The sequence below is a fragment of the Ruegeria sp. CL3 genome (genome assembly GCF_056536505.1).
Genome location: NZ_JBQFPT010000019.1, coordinates 1 through 18,102, shown reverse-complemented (window position 1 = coordinate 18,102; position 18,102 = coordinate 1). Strand labels below are relative to the sequence as shown.

Sequence of the window (18,102 nt, the reverse complement as noted above, 5' to 3'; positions counted from 1 at the left end):
TGGAACAGTCCTTGTGATGCCTGATGTTGATAGGATCTTGTGGGGTGGATTTCTTCACGGCCTGACCATGGAGTGGTCTCGCTCGGCGCCGGTGACTGGGTGGACCATGGGCGTTAAACGAACTTTCATTCCCGGTCGCAACGTTTGGTCGGGGTTTTCTAGATCTGCCCACACGCGAATTTCGCCGCTGTTTTCATCGAACCAAACCGCCGATCCGGTGAGCGGAATTGCATCTGACAGAACCTGACCGATCTCCGTTTCAACGTGAAACTGGCCGGAATTTGATAGCTCCTCTGAGTGCGTGTTGCTCGTGTTCAACCCTGAAACCCATTGGGCATAGGGAATCTCGAAAACAACGCGCAAGCGGTTCAGATTTACGAGTTGAAACAGGGGCGGGTCGCCGGAATTGAACTCAACCAGCGAACCCGGTCCAACACGCGGGTCTTCAACATGTCCTGAGATCGGCGCACGTATGAGCGTGTCGTTGAAGTTGGTTTGTGCGATCTCCAACTCGGTTTCCGCCAAGGCCCTTTCGGCCTCAGCCAAAGCCAGATTGGTTTCAGCGTCCAACAATGCAACCTCTGTTGCCGCTCCTCGCGTTGAGAGTTGGGCTGCGCGTTCCAATCTATCTCGGGCTTGAAGCAAGAGAGCTTCGGCTTTGGCCAGCTTTGCACGCGCGGCATCGACCGCCAGTTTCTCCAGATCGTTTCGAAGCTGCAGCAATGGCGTGCCCGCTTCGACATAGTCACCTTGCTCAACCAGCACTTCTTCGACGATACCCTCCGCCCGACTATAGACGTCCGACCGTTCGACTGCTTCGATACGGCCCTCAAAACCTGCGTCACCAGCAGATGCCTGCTCAGGTGCATGGGCCCAGAACAACGCCACAAGAACTGTGGTCGAAAGAACGGGCCATTGGGTGACCAAAGTCGATAGCATCACAAACACTCTCATCATGGTGCGATCAGATGGCGAACGACGGGTCCGCTTTCGCGGGTGTCGAAGGCTGCGACGGTCTGTTGAAGATCCTGATCCTGGTGTGACACACGCTCATGCTGGGCCAGATGTTCTTCCCAAGATGAGACCATGAAGGCCTCGACCCATAGCTCAGGCTCTTCTGCACTTTGAAAAACGCGCCAGTCATAGGCTCCGTCGCGCCAGCGCTCGCCGGACCATTCCTGAAGTGCGGACAGGAATGCAGCTTCGTCCTCGGGTCGGATGCGATACTCAACTTCGACCATGACAGGACCGCGGGATGCCAAGCCGCCCTCTTCAAGGGCAACCTGTGGTGCAGGCCAATGCATAGAGGGCGTCAGGTCCAGATCTTCGCCCTGACCAAGCTGGAACTTGCGCGTCAGAATCAAGCCGACGATCAAGCCGCCTGCTGCGATCAGCAAGGTGATCGAAACAGATGTTGCCGTGGCCACCTGACCCCAGAATGCTGATCCAAACGCCATGGATCCGAAGAAAACCATCAGATTCACAGACAATCCTCGGGCCCTCACCCAATTGGGCAGCGCGGTCTGCGCCGACACATTGAACGTGGTGAGAACGGCAATCCAGCTAAAGCCACCCAACAATGCGGCGATATAGGCCAGTGGAGGAGTTGTCGCCGTTGCGAGAATTGCCATGGCAACGGCAGTGCCGGTGATGCCGCCTGCAGCTGTCGTGCTTGCATCAAGCTTCGCGCGGAACTGCGGAAGGGTCAAAGCTCCCGCAACAGCCCCGGCGCCGATCAACGTCAGCAACAATCCATACAGCGTCGCCCCGCCACCTTCGATTGTCCGGACGACCAGCGGCAGCAGAGCCCAATAGGCAGAGGCAAAGATGAAGAAGGCAAAGGATCGGATCAACGTCGCCTTGAGCGGGCCATTATGTGCGACGTGCCGCATGCCGGTCATCATCGCGTTGAACACGGGCTGAGATGTCTTCGATACACCGCTTTCGTGTTTCCAAAACAACAGAGCGCCAATGATCACGACATAACTGACAGCGTTGACTGCAAAAGGCGCCGCCAAACTGACCGATGCAATCAAAACGCCGGCTAAGGCAGGACCGATTGCGCGGCTGATGTTGATGCCCATTGAATTCAGCGCGATGGCTGGTTGCAACGCATCACGCGGCACCAGAGTTGGCACGATCGCTTGCCAGGCCGGAGCCATGAAGGCGGTGCCTGTTCCGATGGCCAACGTGAACAGGATCAGCAGCGTCGGTGTTACCAGTTCGAGCTGAACCAGCACGGTTAGCACCGACACCAGTACCAGAAGCACCACGTTCACCGTGATCAACAGCTTGCGTTTATCCAACCGATCCGCCAGCGTACCGGCGTACAAGGCGAAGATGAACACTGGCAGGGTTGTTGCCGCCTGCACGAGTGAGACAACCGCCGGAGATGAATTGAGCGTCGTCATCAGCCACCCAGCGCCCACATCATGCATCCAAGTGCCGACATTAGAGATTAGGGTCGCTACCCAAAGAAGCGCAAACGCCCGATGTTTGAACGGGGCCCAAGCCGAGTTTGATGCCGCAGGTGCTGGTTTCGCGATACTACCACTGGATGACATCTGCCAACTCCTCGCGGTTTCTTTCGGCGTAGGACCGCACAAACGGGCAAAGAGGCACGATGCGGAGACCCTTGTCGCGCGCGTCCGCCACAAGTTGCGCGGCCAAGGTCCGAGCCAAGCCGCGACCACGCAACTCTTCCGGGACAAACGTGTGGTCGGCGATAACGAGGCTGGGCGTAACTATTGACAGTGTCAGTTCTGCCTCGCTCACGATCCCGGACACCGAAGCGCCATACCTTGCTTTTGTATCGCTTTCGCTGTAAGTGATTTTTAGCTTTTGGTCGTCCAACATGGGAAATCTCCTAAGGTCTTGCCGCTATTCAGCGGCAAGGCTGCCTTGGCTTTGCGTCGAAGCGCCGGGTGCACCGAAAATTGGAACGGGTGACCAATCGGGAAGCTCCGGCAGAGGGGCAGGCGCATGCGCCGCAAATCGAGCCTTGGCATGCACGATCTTGCCGCCCGTTAGTGTCAGGTCGGCCTCGATTTCGGTGATCTCATCCTCGGCGATCGAGAAATAATCCCGGTCGAGCACGGCGATATCCGCCCATTGCCCCGCTTTGATCTGACCTTTCTTACCCGCTTCCCGGCTGAACCAAGCCCCGGCGGCGGTCCAATGACGCAGCGCGTCGTGCCGATCCAAGCGGTTCGCTGCACTCCAGATGACGTCTCCGCCACGACCTTTGCCAGAAACGGCCCAGTGAATGGCCAACCACGGATTATAGGACGACACCCGCGTCGCATCCGTGCCAGCAGCCAGAGGCACACCCGAGGCCATCATCTTCTTGACCGGCATGACCTCGCGCAGGGCATCTTCGCCGTAACGGTCGCGATAGGCTGTGGTTTGAAAGGCGATGCGGTTTTGATAGCTGATACCGCCGCCCAGACGGGCAACCCACTCCATTGTAGATTCTGAGATCGTCTCACCGTGATCGAAAATCCAATTCAGCTCCTCCAGCCCTTTGTCACGGCCGACCTCTTCAATAAGGCTCAGCAACCGGTGGGCGCTTTCCTCGTAAGTGCAGTGGAACCGGATCGGCCAGCGGTTCTCGAACAGGAACTCGAGTACCGGCCTGAGGTCCCCTTCCATCCGCTTGGGTAGATCGGGGCGCGGGTAGCTGAAATCTTCGAAATCATAGGCCGATGCGACCAGCATTTCGCCCGCGCCCACGCATTTCAGGTAGTCGTTTCCTTCGTCTGGCTTGACGATGTCATTCCAGCGTTTGAAATCGTCCAACTCAAACATCGGACGCTGAGCAAATAGCTGATAGCCGATGCGTACGGTTTGCTCGCCGCGTTTGTTCAACTCGGTGATGACGCCGTAGTCATCTGGATAGTTCAGGAACCCACCCGCGCAATCCAAAGCCGAGGTCAATCCAAGACCATTCAGCGCCTTGAAGTAGTGCTTGGTCGAGGTGACCTGCTGTTCGAAATCCAGCTTGGGGGCCATATCCAACAACGCGTAAAGCGGTTGCGCGTTGGGGCGCGCCATCGCGAGACCCGTCGGGTTGCCCTGATTGTCCCTCTCCAGACGCCCTGAGACAAAGGGCTCGTAGAAGTGTTTGTCGATGCCGATTGCACGCAGGGCAGCTTTGTTCAGCCACGCCCGATCATAGAGGTGCAACACGTAGACAGGCACATCCGGCGCGACCGCATTGATCTCATCAATCGTCGGCAGGCGCTTTTCGGCGAATTGATCGACGGACCAACCACCGACCACGCGGATCCATTGCCCGGCAGGAGTGCGCTCTGCCTGCGCCTTCAGCATACGAAGACCGTCAGCAAGCGACGGAACGTGATCCCAGCGCAGCTCCATCGCGAAATTGTTGCCTTGTCGGATGATGTGCGTATGGCTGTCGATCAGACCGGGAATTACACGCTGGCCGCCCAGATCAATGGTCTCGGTTTCGGGTCCCGCAAATCCAAGCATGTCCTTGTCTGTTCCAACGGCGGTGATCCGATCCCCTGAAACGGCCACAGCGGTTGCTTCGGGCTTGTCGGGATCCATCGTCGTGATCTTGCCGTTGAAGAGTATCTTGTCTGGGGCGGCCATGGTGCAGATCCTTTGGCAAAACGTGAGGTGTCTGTGCCCACCGGAGGAGCACAGATATAGAGAGGTTTGGAAAGTCTCCCGCTCGGTTTCATGGGGAGGGATGAGGGGACCGAGCGGGCGTGGCGCGGCAGACTATTCTGCGGCGACTTTTCCGGCAGGCACCGCTTCCAGCGTAGGGCCAGAGTGGCGGCTGCGCGGTGGTGCCTTGTGGACCATCGTATAGGCGTAATCGACACCCATGCCGTAGGCACCGGAGTGTTCGCGCACCAAGTCCATGACAGCATCGTAGGTGTCGCGCCGCGCCCAATCTCGCTGCCATTCCAGCAGAACCTGCTGCCAGGTCACAGGGACGACTCCGGCCTGGACCATCCGATCCATCGCGTATTTGTGGGCATCAGCCGACGTACCGCCCGACGCGTCGGCAACCATATAAATTTCGTAGTCCGTATCGGCCATGCAGCTCAGCGCGAAGGTGATATTGCAGACCTCGGTCCAAAGACCCGAGACAACGATTTTCTTGCGTCCTTCCGCTGCCCCGCGTGCGAGTGCATCACGGACCTTCTGGTCGTCCCAGGAGTTCATGGACGTGCGTTCCAGCAAAGGCGCCTGTGGGTTTACATCCAGAAGTTCAGGATAGGTATGCCCCGAAAAACTATCCGTTTCGACCGTGGTGATGATTGTGGGCACGTCAAATATCTTGGCGGCTTTGGCCAAGGCAACGGTGTTGTTCTTCAGCGTCTGACGATCAATCGACTGCACGCCGAACGCCATCTGCGGCTGATGATCGATGAAGATGATCTGGCTGTTCTCAGGTGTAAGGACTTCAAGTTTGGACATTTTTCATTCCTTGGTTGAGGTTGGATGGGGTTAAAGGGTTTTGGGTTTGGTTGATTGGCTCGTCTCTTCCGCCTGCGTGACGGCGAAGGATTTCAGATGCAGGGCCTGTGACACAGCGTCGGAATGACCCCGGATCCATTGCACTGCAGCTTCTCCGGCGAGCATGCCCAAGAGGCCCAAAAGCGCGATGATTGGCGGGGCGGGACTGCGGACTGCGATCAGGCCATAGATGACCCCAATCCCGAGGCCCGCTGCGAGCGATATGAGATATGGTTGCCAAGTCACGTCGGGTCTCCTTGCAATTCTGGTTCGATTGAATTGACCGAAGGAATTTCTGAGCGAGCGACCCCGACATGGGTTCGGTGCTGACACCAACGGCATGAGGCTGCGTGGCGCTCATACAGCCATCCGTTTTGCGTACGTCCCCGCGATGCTTTTTCGTGGATCTTGATCATTTCACTCAGTTCCAAGTTCTGTTGAGCATTGATGTGGGGTGTAGTTTGAACTCGACAAAGCAGAAGTTCTGCGGGTATGCATTAGTTAGGCTAAACTGTTTTTCTGTATTGCCATGCCACTGTCCCGATTGCCTTCCTTGCTAAGTTTGCGCGCCTTTGAGGCCGCAGCGCGGCGCGGTTCGATCAAGGAAGCGGCCTATGAGCTTTCCGTGACGCCGGGTGCGGTTAGCCAGCAGATCAAGGCGCTGGAGGCCGACCTTGGAGTGGCGTTGTTTGTGCGAAAGACTCGCGCGATTCATCTGACACCGGAAGGGCAGCGCTTGCAGCCAACGATCAGCGAAGCGTTCTTGCAGATCCGTCAGGTGGTTGATGAGGTCCGACCCAAGAAGACGCCCAAACTGCGCATCAGTTCCAGCAATGCGTTGATCAGCAAGTGGCTTTTGCCAAGGCTGCACAAGTTCACCAAGGACCACCCCGACGTTCAGGTCCACATTGAGTCTGAAAACCCTTCGGACCACAAAACCCACGCAACCGCCGATATCGAAATTCGATACACCAGCGAACCGCCAGAGGACCGTTATACGGAGTTGCTTCACCGGGAGTTGATGCTGGTGGTCGCCAGCCCAGCTGTGCTGGACGCGTTCGACATAAAGTCCCCGGCCGACATCAAGGCCGCGCAAGTTCTGTATGATACAACGCCGATGCTGGACGGGTCGGTTCCCAGTTGGGTTCTTTGGAGCCAACACGCCGGACTTCCGAATGCGGTTGATCCCTCGAAAGCCATGCGGTTCGAAAGACCTCCGGGTGGCCAGATTGTAGACGCTGCGATCGCAGGCGCGGGTGTCGCGCTCTGCGGGTCGCTGCTGGTATATTCTGCGCTTTCGGACGGACGACTTGTTTGCCCATTCGGTCCGGTGGTGGAAACCGGGTTCAGCTATTTCATATGTTGCCACCCGGGCCGGGAACGTGAAGAGCATATCCATGAGTTCATGTCCTGGGCGCGCAAAGAAGCCGCCGTCTTGTCTACGTTGAATGCAATGCGTGAACCTTCACCCGGGGCCGACATCCCCGTTGAAGTGGGAGGCTAGAGCCGTCAGTTCAGAGTTTCGCAGCTCGTGTCCGCCTTCATGGACGTCCGAAGTGACCTCGGCACCATGAGCAGAAAGCCAACTGATAAGGCGTTCCGTCATTGGCCATGGCGTGATTGGGTCGCGTCGTCCGGCGGTCACCAGAACTTTCCGCCCCACCAGCTTAGGATGCGCGTTCGGCTCCCATGTGACCATTGGATGCAAAAGGCCGACCCGCTCGAACAGGTCCGGGCGTTTGAGAAAGACCGCCGCCAAGATGTTTGCCCCGTTCGAATAGCCGAAGCCATAGACCTGATGACCAGGATGCGATGCGCGATGGGCTTCGATGAAGGCAATCATCTTGTCCGTCGCACGCGCAAGGTCCTCCATGTCATACACACCCTCGGTCGTGCGGCGGAAGAACCGCGCGGCCCCCATTTCAGAGACATCGCCGCGTGGTGATACGACCCCGGCGCCAGCGACAAGAGTCCCGGCCAATTCAACAAGCTGGTGCTCATCCCCTCCGGTGCCATGAAAGGCAAAGACCAGCGGACGGGCGGGTTGCGGCGCATGCACAAGCGCCTGATAGAGATCTTTAGACATTTCAACCTCTGAAATCATGATGCAAGTGGGGGCAGGAGACTTTCGATCTTGCTGCGATGTGGCTCGTATCGAGTGGGCAGCTTGAGCGCCTCACCCAGATGGGCCGTGTCTTCATCGCGGTCGAAACCGGGCTCGTTCGTCGCGATCTCAAACAGCACCCCACCCGGCGTGCGGAAATAGATCGCCCAGAAATAGTCACGGTCGATGACCGGCGTGACCTGATAGCCTGTATCCATCAAGGCCTGCCGAACTCGCAATTGCGCGGCGCGGTCCTCGACGGCAAAAGCGATATGATGAACGGACCCAGCGCCCTGACCAGCGGTCGGGGTACTTGACGATAGCTGCTGCAGATCGATCGTGTCCGCAGCATTGCCCCCTTCGATCACATAACGAGTGACGTCACCTTCGGTTTCAGCTTTCTGGTATCCCATGAAGGTCAGCAGTTCACCCGTCGCATGGACATCCTTCAGAGCGAACCGAGCGCCTCGGAACCCAAGAATCGCGACCTCATCGGGAACACCGCCCTGGGTCCAGGCTGTCCGGCCTCGCGCATCAGACTCGACCAATGCAAAGCTATCGCCATCGGGGCCGTCAAAAGACAGACGCTTTTCTCCGAAGACCGTGCCATCGGCCAGCCCAGTCACGCCCTCAGATGCAAGACGTTGTTTCCAGAATTCGACACCGCCTGTAGGGATGGCAAACTCGGTCACACCTACCTCGCCGGCACCTCTGCGCCCTTTTGGCATCTGACCAAAAGGAAAGTAGGTCATAACCGAGCCCGGTGTTCCAACCTCATCCCCGTAATAGAGGTGATACACCTCAGGCGCATCGAAATTGACCGTCTTTTTCACCCGGCGCATGCCAAGTGTGTTGGTGAAAAAAGCGTTGTTGGCGCTGGCGTCTGCGGCCATCGATGTGACGTGGTGCAGCCCTTTGATATCTTTGATCATGTTCCGCTCCTGGGCGAGTGTTCAACTTGCATCAAAGATGGCGCATCTATTATTAAAGTTAATAGATAAGTATGTGGCTTTATTATTGTCGAAAACGGAATTATTAAGCTGACATGATCGAACTCAAGCCCATCCGCGTTCTGCGCGCCGTATCAGACCTGAAAAGCTTTTCCCTAGCAGCGCGCGAACTGGGCATCGCGCCGGCATCAGCAACACGCATCATAGCGCAGCTTGAGAGAGACCTGGGCACACAGCTTCTGGTGCGTACGACTAGGCAAGTTTCACTAACCAGCGCCGGAGCGACTGTCCTTGCGCAGTACAGACCGCTATTGGAGGGGTTCGAAAAGGTCACACGAAATCTTCAAAGGGCCAATCAACCTGACAAGGGCCATTTGCGTCTGACCGCGCCTGTATCACTGGGCGTCACGTTGCTGCCGCAAGTGATCTCGGGGTTTCGTCTCGCGTACCCGAATATTTCAGTCGAGATCAACTTCACCGATACCCTGCTCAATGTGATAGAGGAAAACTGCGACCTCGCTGTACGTGTATCGGGCCCGCCGACTGACAAATCGACAATTTGGCGCAAACTGTGCGAAGTTCCGCGGCATATGATTGCTGCGCCGTCTCTGTTTGAACGCATCCCCAGACCTGATCATCCGCGCGATCTGAACCCAGACTTTCTGATGTCATACAGCGCGCAAGGTCGCTCGGAAACTTGGGACTTCTCAAATGCAGGTAGCAACGTTTCAATTCAAGCAGGCGGAAAGGTAATCTCCAACAATGGAGACTTCCTCTACGCTCTTGCGGTCGCAGGAGAGGGCATATGTGTTCTACCGGATTTCATTGCTGACAAGGGGTTGGCTGGCGAGCAAGTTGTGCAGGTCATGCCAAACTGGTCTATCACGTCGTTATGGTTGACGCTGTACTACCCCCCATATGAACAACTCCCTCCGATCGTCGGAACGTTTGCCGAGTACTTTGAAAAATTTGTGCAAGACCACCCGAACCTGGAAACACAAGGTTGAAGCCATTTGGGCTGCAAATCAGCCCTCGTTTTCCGTAGGGCAAGTCAGATTGAACGACACTGTTTACGGGAGCATGAAATGGGGGTGCTTGTGGCCGTATATGCCGCCATCCATGACAGGCGTCGTTTCCAAGTTCACCCCGTAAACGTCGACATACTGTGTCGACACCTCACCGCATGCTTCAGACAACGGGTAAACCTTGATTTTTTGTCAGCGCCGTGGCTTTCGCAAGGTTTTCTTCGGCGCCGCCGCTGGCAAGGATCGGACGAAGCACGGCAAAGCTACAGTTTGTGTCCTATTCATAGACCAGAGTGTTCGGAAGCAGTGGGCCGTTGTATCCCTGCGGCACCAGCGTAAACCTTGCTCCTGCACCGCAGTCCCGACCGATGGAACCGACGTCGTCCAGAGGGCGTTGCCATGCATCCAAAATTGTGCCGAAGATTCCAATACCCTCTTCGGACGCAGGCATTTCAATAACGATCGGGCCGTCTTCGATAGTCCAATAGGCGTGTAAGTAGGGCGTCGTGTTATTCGGTGTTGCAGTCTGGAAACGCCAATCCTGGGCTTCTGAATTGTACCCAATGTCATTGGAACCAACCCATGCATTGGCAAGTGCATCACGATAAAACTTGAAATTCATCAGCGGCATCGCCTAAACGGCTGCGTCGGCAGCTCGATGATAGGTCATCTGCTCGGCAGTGGTGGCATTCGCTAGATCGAACTCACTTCATCGGCGGTTCTTGTAGCAGCTAGGCCGAAAGCAAGTGCCTTTGCAATTGTGATATCTTTCAAGCGCATCATGGAGGATATCTTTCCAAACTTGTCCAAATCTGATGAAGCCCTTTCCCTTTTTGGGTCGACCTTAGAACGGCTGCAAAAATGAATTTTCTATACTCGGAATGCAGTAACATCGGCGAATTGGAGTGACTGCCATTTTCTACCACGAGGCGGGGTTAGCGAAGTCGTTACTTGCACTTAAACATGCAAAAATAAACATAAGTCTAGATTTGATGGGTCCTCCTATGCTCTCCTCAAGCGCTATAGGAGTAGGGGACTTCAAATGAAACGACTGAGCAGATTTAGACTGGTCTGGTTATTACTTTGGTGCGTTGCGGTGTCGTCGAATGGGTTTCCTGTTGTCGCTCAAGTCACTGAACCAGAGCAGGAAGTTGTTGTGCTGGAAAACAACAACTTGATGGAAGAGGTGGTTGAAAAATCAATCCCGGCAGATGACTTGGAAATCCTACTCGTCCCGTTAACGGCGGAAGAGTTATCCGACGTCGCAGGTAGTTGGCAGGGTTACGTGCGATCGCAACTCGAAGACGTCGCACAAATCAACCTTCAGCTTCGGTCAGCAAGCGGAGAGCAAGAGGCTAGCTTGCGGTCTCAATTGTCTTCCTTAAGTGAATCTGGATCAGATTTTCTGAACAACTACCGACTGGTGCTTGAAGCCTGGACTTTGAAAGGAGCAAAGACGGAAGAATTAGAGCCTCACACCGACTATATTCTTGCCTTGAAAGCTGGCGCACTTAAGACGACCGATATTCAAACACTTTTTCAGAACGCCTGGGCTTGGCTGTTTTCTTGGGATGGCGGCGTTGGCGTACTGATGGCTGCCCTGGGCGTTTTGTTCGCTGTCTGGGCCATGATGTTTGTCGCAAGAATGATGCGACGGATCACCGAACGCGGCCTCGGCAAAATTCCGACGATTTCCAGGATGCTGAAGCGCTTCATCGCCACAACGGTTTACTGGGTTGTTTTTGTGCTTGGCATACTCATCGTATTGGCTCTCTTCGGAGTCAATGTCACGCCGCTGTTTGCGGTGCTTGGCGGTTTGTCTTTTATTCTCGGTTTCGCTTTGCAGGAAACTCTGGGCAATCTTGCAAGCGGTCTGATGATCATGGTTCTCAAGCCGTTTGATACAGGCGACTATATCCAGGTCGGGGGTTCATCCGGTTTCGTGGACGAGATGTCAGTTGTTTCGACCAAGATCAGAACGTTCGACAACCAGATCATCGTGGTGCCAAACAGCAAGATTTGGGGGGATGTGATCACCAATGTGAGCGCATCTGAAGAACGTCGGGTCGATCTGGTTTTTGGCATCGCCTATTCGGACAACGCATCCCAGGCAATTGACGTTCTGAAAGACTTGGTCGCCCAACATGCGTTGTGTTTGAAGACGCCGGAGCCGGAAGTATTTGTGGGCGAGTTGGGTGACAACTCTGTCAATATCTTTTGCCGACCGTGGTCCAAATCAGACGACTATTGGACAGTCTATTGGGACCTAACGGGTCAAGCAAAGGAGCGGTTTGACGAAGAAGGTATTTCTATCCCGTTCCCACAACGGGATGTTCACTTGATACCTGTGGAAGGAGCAAACTCATGAGAGCTTTTTCAGTTTGGTTCGTATCATTTCTTCTCTTGTGCAATGTCGCGTTTGCCCAGTCCGAGGAGATCCTCGTTGCACCCGAAGAAAGAGACGATCCCGAGTTCATAGCGCCTGTTGTTATCGACGGCTCGGAGTTGTTCGTGGTTCGAGGATCGAGCGCGTTGCCTGCCATTGAAAGGGCGGCAAAAATTGAGGAACGAATTGCTCAGGTCGCAGATGCGTCTCAACGAAACACGGTCCAGATGCAGATTTCGGATGCCGAGTTCGGAAAATTAATCCGCGCGGATGGACAAATGGTTACGATCACCACGCAAGCGGATGCTGAACACGAACAAATGGCAATTGAGGTTCTTGCGGGGCTTCAATCCGAAGCGATCGAGGCGGCAATCCTCCAATACCGAGAAGGTCGGTCCAATGAGGGCAGAGTGGGCAGTGCCATGGCGGCATTTGCTTGGACGGTAATCTTTGCTTTGGCTTCGTATGGGTTTTTTGCAAAACGTAAAAAGCTATTGAAATACATCCGAAAAATCTTGGAGAAGAGGGCAGAAGGCGTCGAGGAAGCCACCAAGTCCATTTTAAGGAGCAGGGCTATCGCCTCGATCATCGTCTATTCAATTCACATCTTGATGTGGGTCCTTTTTCTGTTCTTCTTCTACTACTATCTTTCTCTGGTCCTGCTTTCTTTCGCCGAAACACAGGGTATTGCTCAAATCCTTTTGAAGTATGTCAGTGAGCCGCTCATCAGCGTTGTCTTGGCTATTATGAGCTACATTCCAAACCTGATCATGCTCGCCATCATTGCCGCTGTCACAAGAATGGCCATTCGTGGCATTGATCTATTCTTTGAAAACCTCGAGAATGGTGCTTTCAAGATCAAGGACTTTGAAGACCATTGGATTGCACCTACGAAAATGCTGGTCAGGGCATTGATCATCGTGATCGCGCTCGTATTCGCTTACCCTTACATTCCAGGGTCTGATTCACGAGCTTTTCAGGGTCTGACCATTCTCGCAGGTATCATGGTTTCGCTCGGGTCAAACACTGTTGTTTCAAATATGATGGCGGGCCTGTTTGTTATCTATAGACGCAGTACAAACATTGGCGATCGCATTCAGGTTGGCGACAAGATAGGAGACGTCACCGAAATTAAGCTGATGGAAACACTCATCAAGTCGATAAAAAACGAGATGATTAGTATTCCAAACTCGCAATTGTTAAATTCCGAGGTTGTGAATTACTCACGCAAAGTGGATGGGCGAGGACTGCTGGTTCACACCTCAGTCGGGATCGGATACGAGGAACCTCCAAAGAAAATCAAGGCTATGCTTGTGGAGGCAGCTCTTCGAACTCAAGGCTTGAAAAAGTCGCCGGAGCCCTTTGTCCTTTGGACGCAGCTGGCGGACTATGCGATTAATTATGAGATCAATGCTTATACGTCGCGTGGATCGAGCTTGCCCAAAATCTTGTCCGATCTTCGCGAGAATATAGTCGAAGTGTTCAATGAAAACGGAACACAGATCATGACACCGTCCTACATAGCAGATCCGCCTGAACCTAAAGTTTCGACCGAAGAATGGAACGGCAGGCTTGCTCATGAAGTTGAATAGGTTCTTTGGCCCAACGACGACACGCGATTCATAATAAATTCGAAAACTGCTATGTAATTATGTGTTAATTGCTAAGGTAGTCCCATGAACGCGCTTACCAGAATCACCAGAGGGATCCGAACCGCCTTTAAGGATGGCAGAGTGAAAGGCCTTTTGGCCTTCACGGTCGGAATGATTTTATGGGCCTCGGTCTTCTACCACTTTGTAGAAGGTTGGAGTTGGCTCGACTCAATCTACTTTTCTGTCGTTACAATTTCGACCGTAGGGTTTGGTGATTTTTCACCTGAAACTGCAGTGGGGAAAATCTTCACAATGTTTTACATCATTGTAGGGCTGGGCGTTTTTGTGACTGCTGCGACCACCGTGGCTGATACGATTTTATCCCAAGACGACAAGAAAACAGACGAATAAACTGCACCTGGTTTCGTCCAATCGAGTTTGTGCGCAGGCATGAGATTGTCTGCGCATTTCAAACCGTGTTGCGGATTCACTTTTGTCTTCAAATCGATAGGTCATCACCCTAATCTCAAAAAAATATACATATAACGTTTTTTGAGTATAATATTCAGAAAACAAACCCAGGGGGATGGAATGGAAAAAACTCAGGACGCAAAGATTGTCGATCTAGCGATACGACTGCTGTTTCTCGGACTATTTCTCTATAGCGCATTGGTCATGGTGGCCCCGCTCGCAAGCGTGGTCATCTGGGCAACGATCCTTTGCGTGGCGCTCTTTCCGGTGTTTGATTGGATGCAATCCAAATTGGGAGGGCGAAAGAAGCTTGCAGCGACGATCTTGGTTTTGTTGGGTCTTGTTCTGACCCTGGGGCCAGTCGCAACAGCGGTTTCCGGTGCTGCGGAATTAGGGTCCGATTTTGCGGAACAGGCCGACAAAGGTGAATTGAAAATCCCCCCTGCGCCAGAAGGTATCAAGGAACTACCGCTGGTCGGCGGAAAAATTGCTGATGTTTGGGGTATGTTCGAGCGGAATCTGGACGGTGCGCTTGCAAAATACGGCGCCCAAATTCTTGAAATCACCAAGTCCCTTTTTGGAAAGGTGTTGGGGATCGGAATTGGGCTTCTTGGCCTTGCCCTGTCGGTATTGATAATGGGTGCTCTGTTCAGTCCCGGACCAAGTATGGTTCAGGGCCTTCAGCGCTTTGCCAATCGTGTATTTGCACCGCGTGGTGGTGAATTCGTTACTCTGGCAGGCGCAACGATCCGAAATGTGACGAAGGGTGTAATTGGCGTTGCCGCCATTCAGGCCGTCGTCGTTTGGATATTGCTGGTTCTGTTTGGGATTGGCTCGGCCGCGACGTTGGCGTTTGTCTGCCTGATCCTTTCGATCATCCAGATTGGACCCGGTTTGGTGCTTATACCAGTGATCATCTATGCATGGAGTTCTATGTCCGGAGGTGCAGCTTTGATTTTCACCATACTGGCCATTCCCGTGACCATAATGGACAGCTTCCTACGCCCCGTCTTTATCTCGAAAGGCCTTGAAACGCCGATGCTTGTGATCCTCATCGGGGTTCTGGGGGGTATGATGGCCTATGGCTTGATCGGGATTTTCATGGGACCCGTATTGTTTGCGGTCTTCTATGAGTTGTTCAAAGTCTGGATTGACGCACCACCGGGTGCCGAAAACGCCGCTGAAGGAGCTGCAGAATGAGGAAGACGATCTGGTCGACATTAGCCGTCATTCTCATTTTTCTCGTCTGGTATCTGGTCGCTGACAGAAAGACACCGTTCACAGGAAATGCCAGAGTAAAGGCCGTGGCGACCCAGATCGTTCCACAAGTCACTGGGACGGTGACCGAGGTTCTCGTTGAAAACGGTCAGGTGGTCTCGGCAGGGGATGTTCTGGTTCGCATCGATTCCAGACCTTACGAAATTGATCGTGACAAAGCCCAAGCCGATCTCGAGGCAGCCACTCAGGAGGTGGGTGCCTCGTCAGCCGAAGTAAGCGCTGCGCAGGCCAAACTGGCGAGGGCGCAGAGTGATCTCGACACCATGCGCCTTCAGACAGAGCGCGTATTTGCGCTCGAAAAGAAAGGATTGATTGCCGTCTCAAAGGCTGATGATGCGCGAGGGCAACTGGCAGAATCTGAAGCAAACTTTGAGAACGCGAAAGCGGATCTGGAAAAAGCCAAGCAGAGGCTCGGTGACGACGGGGTTGAAAACCCGAAGATCCAGCGCGCCTTGGCTGCATTGGCGGATGCGGAACTGAACCTTGAATGGACTGAACTGCGTGCTCCGGCAACAGGTGTCATCTCAAACTTGCTGATAGCCCCCGGTACTTATGCCCGATCCGGGCAAGATCTGTTGACGTTTCTGGATGCAACGGACGTCTGGATCGAAGCGTATTTTACCGAGAACAACCTGGGAAGAGCGTCGATAGGGTCTCCGGTTGATGTGGTGTTGGATATGCATCCCGGTAAGATTGTTCCGGGCGTCATTGAGAGCTTCAGTGCCGCTGTGTCTTTGAGTGGTGGTGACGAACCTGGGCAATTGGCAAGCGCACCAAGTACCAAGGGGTTCTTGCGAGAGCCTGAAAGGTTCCCGGTCAGGATCGTCTTACCCGGTTATGAAGCTGGAAGTGCTGAAGATGACCTTCGCTTTCAGCTGAACGGGCAGGCCGATGTGATTATGTATCTAAGTGACAACTCGTTGCTGAACCTCGTCGGCCGTACCTATATCCGCGTGGTTTCAATTCTGTCCTATGCGTACTGAGGACCAGCGCTCTGTCGCCCGGCTTGCGCTGGGTGTGACCGGTGTCTTTTCGTTGGGCTTGTTTCTTGGTTGGCCACTCGCAGTCGTCGGGGCGGTATTCACTGCACTGTTTCTGCAAGCGCCTGCCGCATTGCCTTTGGCGGCATTTGGCAAGCTGTTTGTCTTCTCAATTGGATTGATGTTCATTTCGTTCCTGCTGTCGTCAATCTTCTCACCATATCCTGTTGTGTTTCTCATCCTCGTGGCGATTGGAATAATCCTGTCTTTCGTTTGGTCGGTTTCTGGTGCCGGAGTATTGCCGGGTGTCATCGCTCTTATGGGGGCGTTAATGATCCCGAACTTGGTTCTGCAATCGCAGGATTTGGCCTTGGTGCTCGTGTACTGGATACCGCTGAATTTGTTTTTTGCAGGTTTCGTGTCGACACTGATGTTCGTGCTAATTCCCGCTGAACCTCCGACGGCCGCTCAGAAGAAAGCAGCAACGTCGTCAGACTTTGACCCACATCGCCGCATCGTCCGAATGTCACTTGTCACAGTTCCGTTTGCTATGGCGTTCTTTGTTTCAGGTGCATCTGCACTACTGGTTCTGTTTTTTGTCGCGCTGCTGAGCCAGCAACTCGCGGCGATGCCTGCGGCGGGCAAAACCGTAGCGAAAGCAATGCTGACGGCTAACCTTCTTGGGGCGGCAGTCTCCATCATTTGTTACGAAGTAAACGTAATAGCCCCGGTCATTCTCACCTCTATTCTGCTGTGTTTTTTCTTTTGCCTGACCCTCGGAGCACTTGGAAAATCACAAGCCCCGCTCGCCGCCGCCGCTGGCTCTGCAATTACGACTGCTTTGATCGTCTACGGTGGGTCAATTGCGCCCTTTTCCGACGAAGCTGACGTAAAGAGTATTACGCGAGTTCTGCAAGTCGCCAGCGCTGCGATCTTCGTAATTGTTGCCTATGTCGTGGTTGACGAATTCTGGCCTGAAAAGAAACGACAGCCTGCATCAGAAGCCTAAGGTGAAACCGTTAGACAATTCACTCCACAGAAGGTTTGGATGTTTTGCTGTTCTAAGTCACTTACCATGACACAGAATGCGCACTTCAAGGATACATCCAAACTCGGGAAGTTGACTTTCCGCGTTGTACGAATTGCCACCAGATCGCTTCGCGGACTGATCACTCTGGATCTGAAACTTACCGTTCGTTCAGGACGTAGCCAAGGTTTTAAGCGATCCCTTACAAGACGGTCATTTTCGACCGCAGGCATCCAACCTCGCCAGTCTCGAACGAATGATATCTATAGGGAGCGTCATCATGAAGCGGTTTTCGCGAACTTTCCTACTGTTGCTATCTCTTCTAGTGGGCACTGTCGCCTCAGCTCAGGACAAGCCCAACATAGTCTTTATTTTTCTGGATAATTTTGGCTGGGGTGAACCAGGGTTCAATGGCGGTGGAATCATTCGCGGCACCGCCACTCCGGAAATGGACGCCTTGGCCGCTGAGGGCTTGAGACTCACGAACTTCAACGTGGAAAGTCAGTGCACGCCGTCCCGCGCAGCGACCATGACAGGACGATATGGCATTCGGAGCGGAAACCATACAGTCCCACTGGGAGGCGGCGTTTACGGTCTGACTCAGTGGGAAGTCACGATGGCCGAGATGCTCAAAGACGCTGGCTACAACACGGCCATGTACGGAAAATGGCACCTTGGATGGACCGAAGGGCGCTATCCAACGAATCAAGGATTCGACGAGTTTTACGGTGTTGAAACCACGGACGTTACAGTCTGGCGCACGCTTCCGGGATTTGCTGAAGCCAACATGGAAGAGCCA

At 54.0% G+C, this 18,102-nt stretch carries 18 protein-coding genes; 9 read left to right on the top strand and 9 right to left on the bottom strand.

Annotation, left to right across the window (positions count from 1 at the left end; genetic code table 11):
* Positions 1-54: 54 nt before the first annotated feature.
* The 6 genes from ACR0NO_RS21215 to ACR0NO_RS21190 form a co-directional block, all read right to left on the bottom strand.
* Positions 55-957: an efflux RND transporter periplasmic adaptor subunit gene (locus ACR0NO_RS21215; RefSeq protein WP_480725509.1), complete on the bottom strand. Its 903-nt coding sequence runs from the start codon at positions 955-957 to the stop codon at positions 55-57.
* Positions 954-2,564, bottom strand: coding sequence for an MFS transporter (locus ACR0NO_RS21210; RefSeq protein ID WP_480725507.1), 1,611 nt, complete (start codon positions 2,562-2,564; stop codon positions 954-956). The genes ACR0NO_RS21215 and ACR0NO_RS21210 overlap by 4 nt, the downstream gene beginning before the upstream one ends.
* On the bottom strand, positions 2,548-2,856 hold the full coding sequence (locus tag ACR0NO_RS21205) for a GNAT family N-acetyltransferase (RefSeq protein WP_480524940.1): 309 nt from the start codon (positions 2,854-2,856) through the stop codon (positions 2,548-2,550). Before ACR0NO_RS21205 ends, ACR0NO_RS21210 begins: the two co-directional genes overlap by 17 nt.
* A gap of 24 nt (positions 2,857-2,880) precedes the next feature.
* Positions 2,881-4,614, bottom strand: a complete 1,734-nt coding sequence (locus ACR0NO_RS21200; RefSeq protein WP_480725505.1) for an amidohydrolase — start codon at positions 4,612-4,614, stop codon at positions 2,881-2,883.
* A 132-nt stretch (positions 4,615-4,746) separates the two neighbouring features.
* Complete coding sequence (locus ACR0NO_RS21195; protein ID WP_480725504.1) at positions 4,747-5,451, bottom strand: hydrolase; 705 nt, start codon at positions 5,449-5,451, stop codon at positions 4,747-4,749.
* Positions 5,452-5,481: 30 nt separating this feature from the next.
* A complete protein-coding gene (locus ACR0NO_RS21190) occupies positions 5,482-5,736 on the bottom strand; it encodes a DUF1427 family protein (RefSeq protein ID WP_480725502.1) in 255 nt (84 codons plus the stop codon).
* A 307-nt stretch (positions 5,737-6,043) separates the two neighbouring features.
* Here ACR0NO_RS21190 and ACR0NO_RS21185 point away from each other — a divergent pair, with 307 nt between their 5' ends.
* Positions 6,044-6,994: a LysR family transcriptional regulator gene (locus ACR0NO_RS21185; RefSeq protein WP_480725500.1), complete on the top strand. Its 951-nt coding sequence runs from the start codon at positions 6,044-6,046 to the stop codon at positions 6,992-6,994.
* On the opposite strand, the gene ACR0NO_RS21180 is transcribed toward ACR0NO_RS21185, so the two are convergent.
* Together ACR0NO_RS21180 and ACR0NO_RS21175 are read right to left on the bottom strand one after the other, a co-directional pair.
* Complete coding sequence (locus ACR0NO_RS21180; RefSeq protein WP_480725499.1) at positions 6,956-7,576, bottom strand: alpha/beta hydrolase; 621 nt, start codon at positions 7,574-7,576, stop codon at positions 6,956-6,958. The genes ACR0NO_RS21185 and ACR0NO_RS21180 overlap by 39 nt on opposite strands.
* Positions 7,577-7,590: 14 nt before the next feature.
* Positions 7,591-8,526: a VOC family protein gene (locus tag ACR0NO_RS21175; RefSeq protein ID WP_480541374.1), complete on the bottom strand. Its 936-nt coding sequence runs from the start codon at positions 8,524-8,526 to the stop codon at positions 7,591-7,593.
* 113 nt (positions 8,527-8,639) lie between these two features.
* Between ACR0NO_RS21175 and ACR0NO_RS21170 the strand changes: the two genes are divergently transcribed.
* Positions 8,640-9,551: a LysR family transcriptional regulator gene (locus ACR0NO_RS21170; RefSeq protein WP_480725497.1), complete on the top strand. Its 912-nt coding sequence runs from the start codon at positions 8,640-8,642 to the stop codon at positions 9,549-9,551.
* 295 nt (positions 9,552-9,846) lie between these two features.
* Here the strand turns inward: ACR0NO_RS21170 and ACR0NO_RS21165 are convergent, their stop codons facing one another.
* A complete protein-coding gene (locus ACR0NO_RS21165) occupies positions 9,847-10,191 on the bottom strand; it encodes a DUF1254 domain-containing protein (RefSeq protein WP_480725495.1) in 345 nt (114 codons plus the stop codon).
* Positions 10,192-10,611: 420 nt separating this feature from the next.
* On the opposite strand from ACR0NO_RS21165, the gene ACR0NO_RS21160 reads away from it, so the two are divergent.
* The 7 genes from ACR0NO_RS21160 to ACR0NO_RS21130 all read left to right on the top strand — a co-directional run.
* Positions 10,612-11,937: a mechanosensitive ion channel family protein gene (locus ACR0NO_RS21160; RefSeq protein WP_480725494.1), complete on the top strand. Its 1,326-nt coding sequence runs from the start codon at positions 10,612-10,614 to the stop codon at positions 11,935-11,937.
* Positions 11,934-13,547: a mechanosensitive ion channel family protein gene (locus ACR0NO_RS21155; protein ID WP_480725492.1), complete on the top strand. Its 1,614-nt coding sequence runs from the start codon at positions 11,934-11,936 to the stop codon at positions 13,545-13,547. Before ACR0NO_RS21160 ends, ACR0NO_RS21155 begins: the two co-directional genes overlap by 4 nt.
* 84 nt (positions 13,548-13,631) lie before the next feature.
* Positions 13,632-13,958, top strand: coding sequence for a potassium channel family protein (locus ACR0NO_RS21150; protein WP_170377193.1), 327 nt, complete (start codon positions 13,632-13,634; stop codon positions 13,956-13,958).
* A gap of 180 nt (positions 13,959-14,138) precedes the next feature.
* Positions 14,139-15,218, top strand: coding sequence for an AI-2E family transporter (locus tag ACR0NO_RS21145; RefSeq protein WP_480725490.1), 1,080 nt, complete (start codon positions 14,139-14,141; stop codon positions 15,216-15,218).
* A complete protein-coding gene (locus ACR0NO_RS21140; RefSeq protein WP_480725488.1) occupies positions 15,215-16,279 on the top strand; it encodes an HlyD family secretion protein in 1,065 nt (354 codons plus the stop codon). The genes ACR0NO_RS21145 and ACR0NO_RS21140 overlap by 4 nt, the downstream gene beginning before the upstream one ends.
* Positions 16,269-17,285: a DUF2955 domain-containing protein gene (locus ACR0NO_RS21135; RefSeq protein WP_170473361.1), complete on the top strand. Its 1,017-nt coding sequence runs from the start codon at positions 16,269-16,271 to the stop codon at positions 17,283-17,285. The genes ACR0NO_RS21140 and ACR0NO_RS21135 overlap by 11 nt, the downstream gene beginning before the upstream one ends.
* Positions 17,286-17,583: 298 nt before the next feature.
* Positions 17,584-18,102, top strand: a 519-nt coding sequence (locus ACR0NO_RS21130) for a sulfatase-like hydrolase/transferase (protein ID WP_480725486.1), incomplete at its 3' end; no start/stop codon positions are given.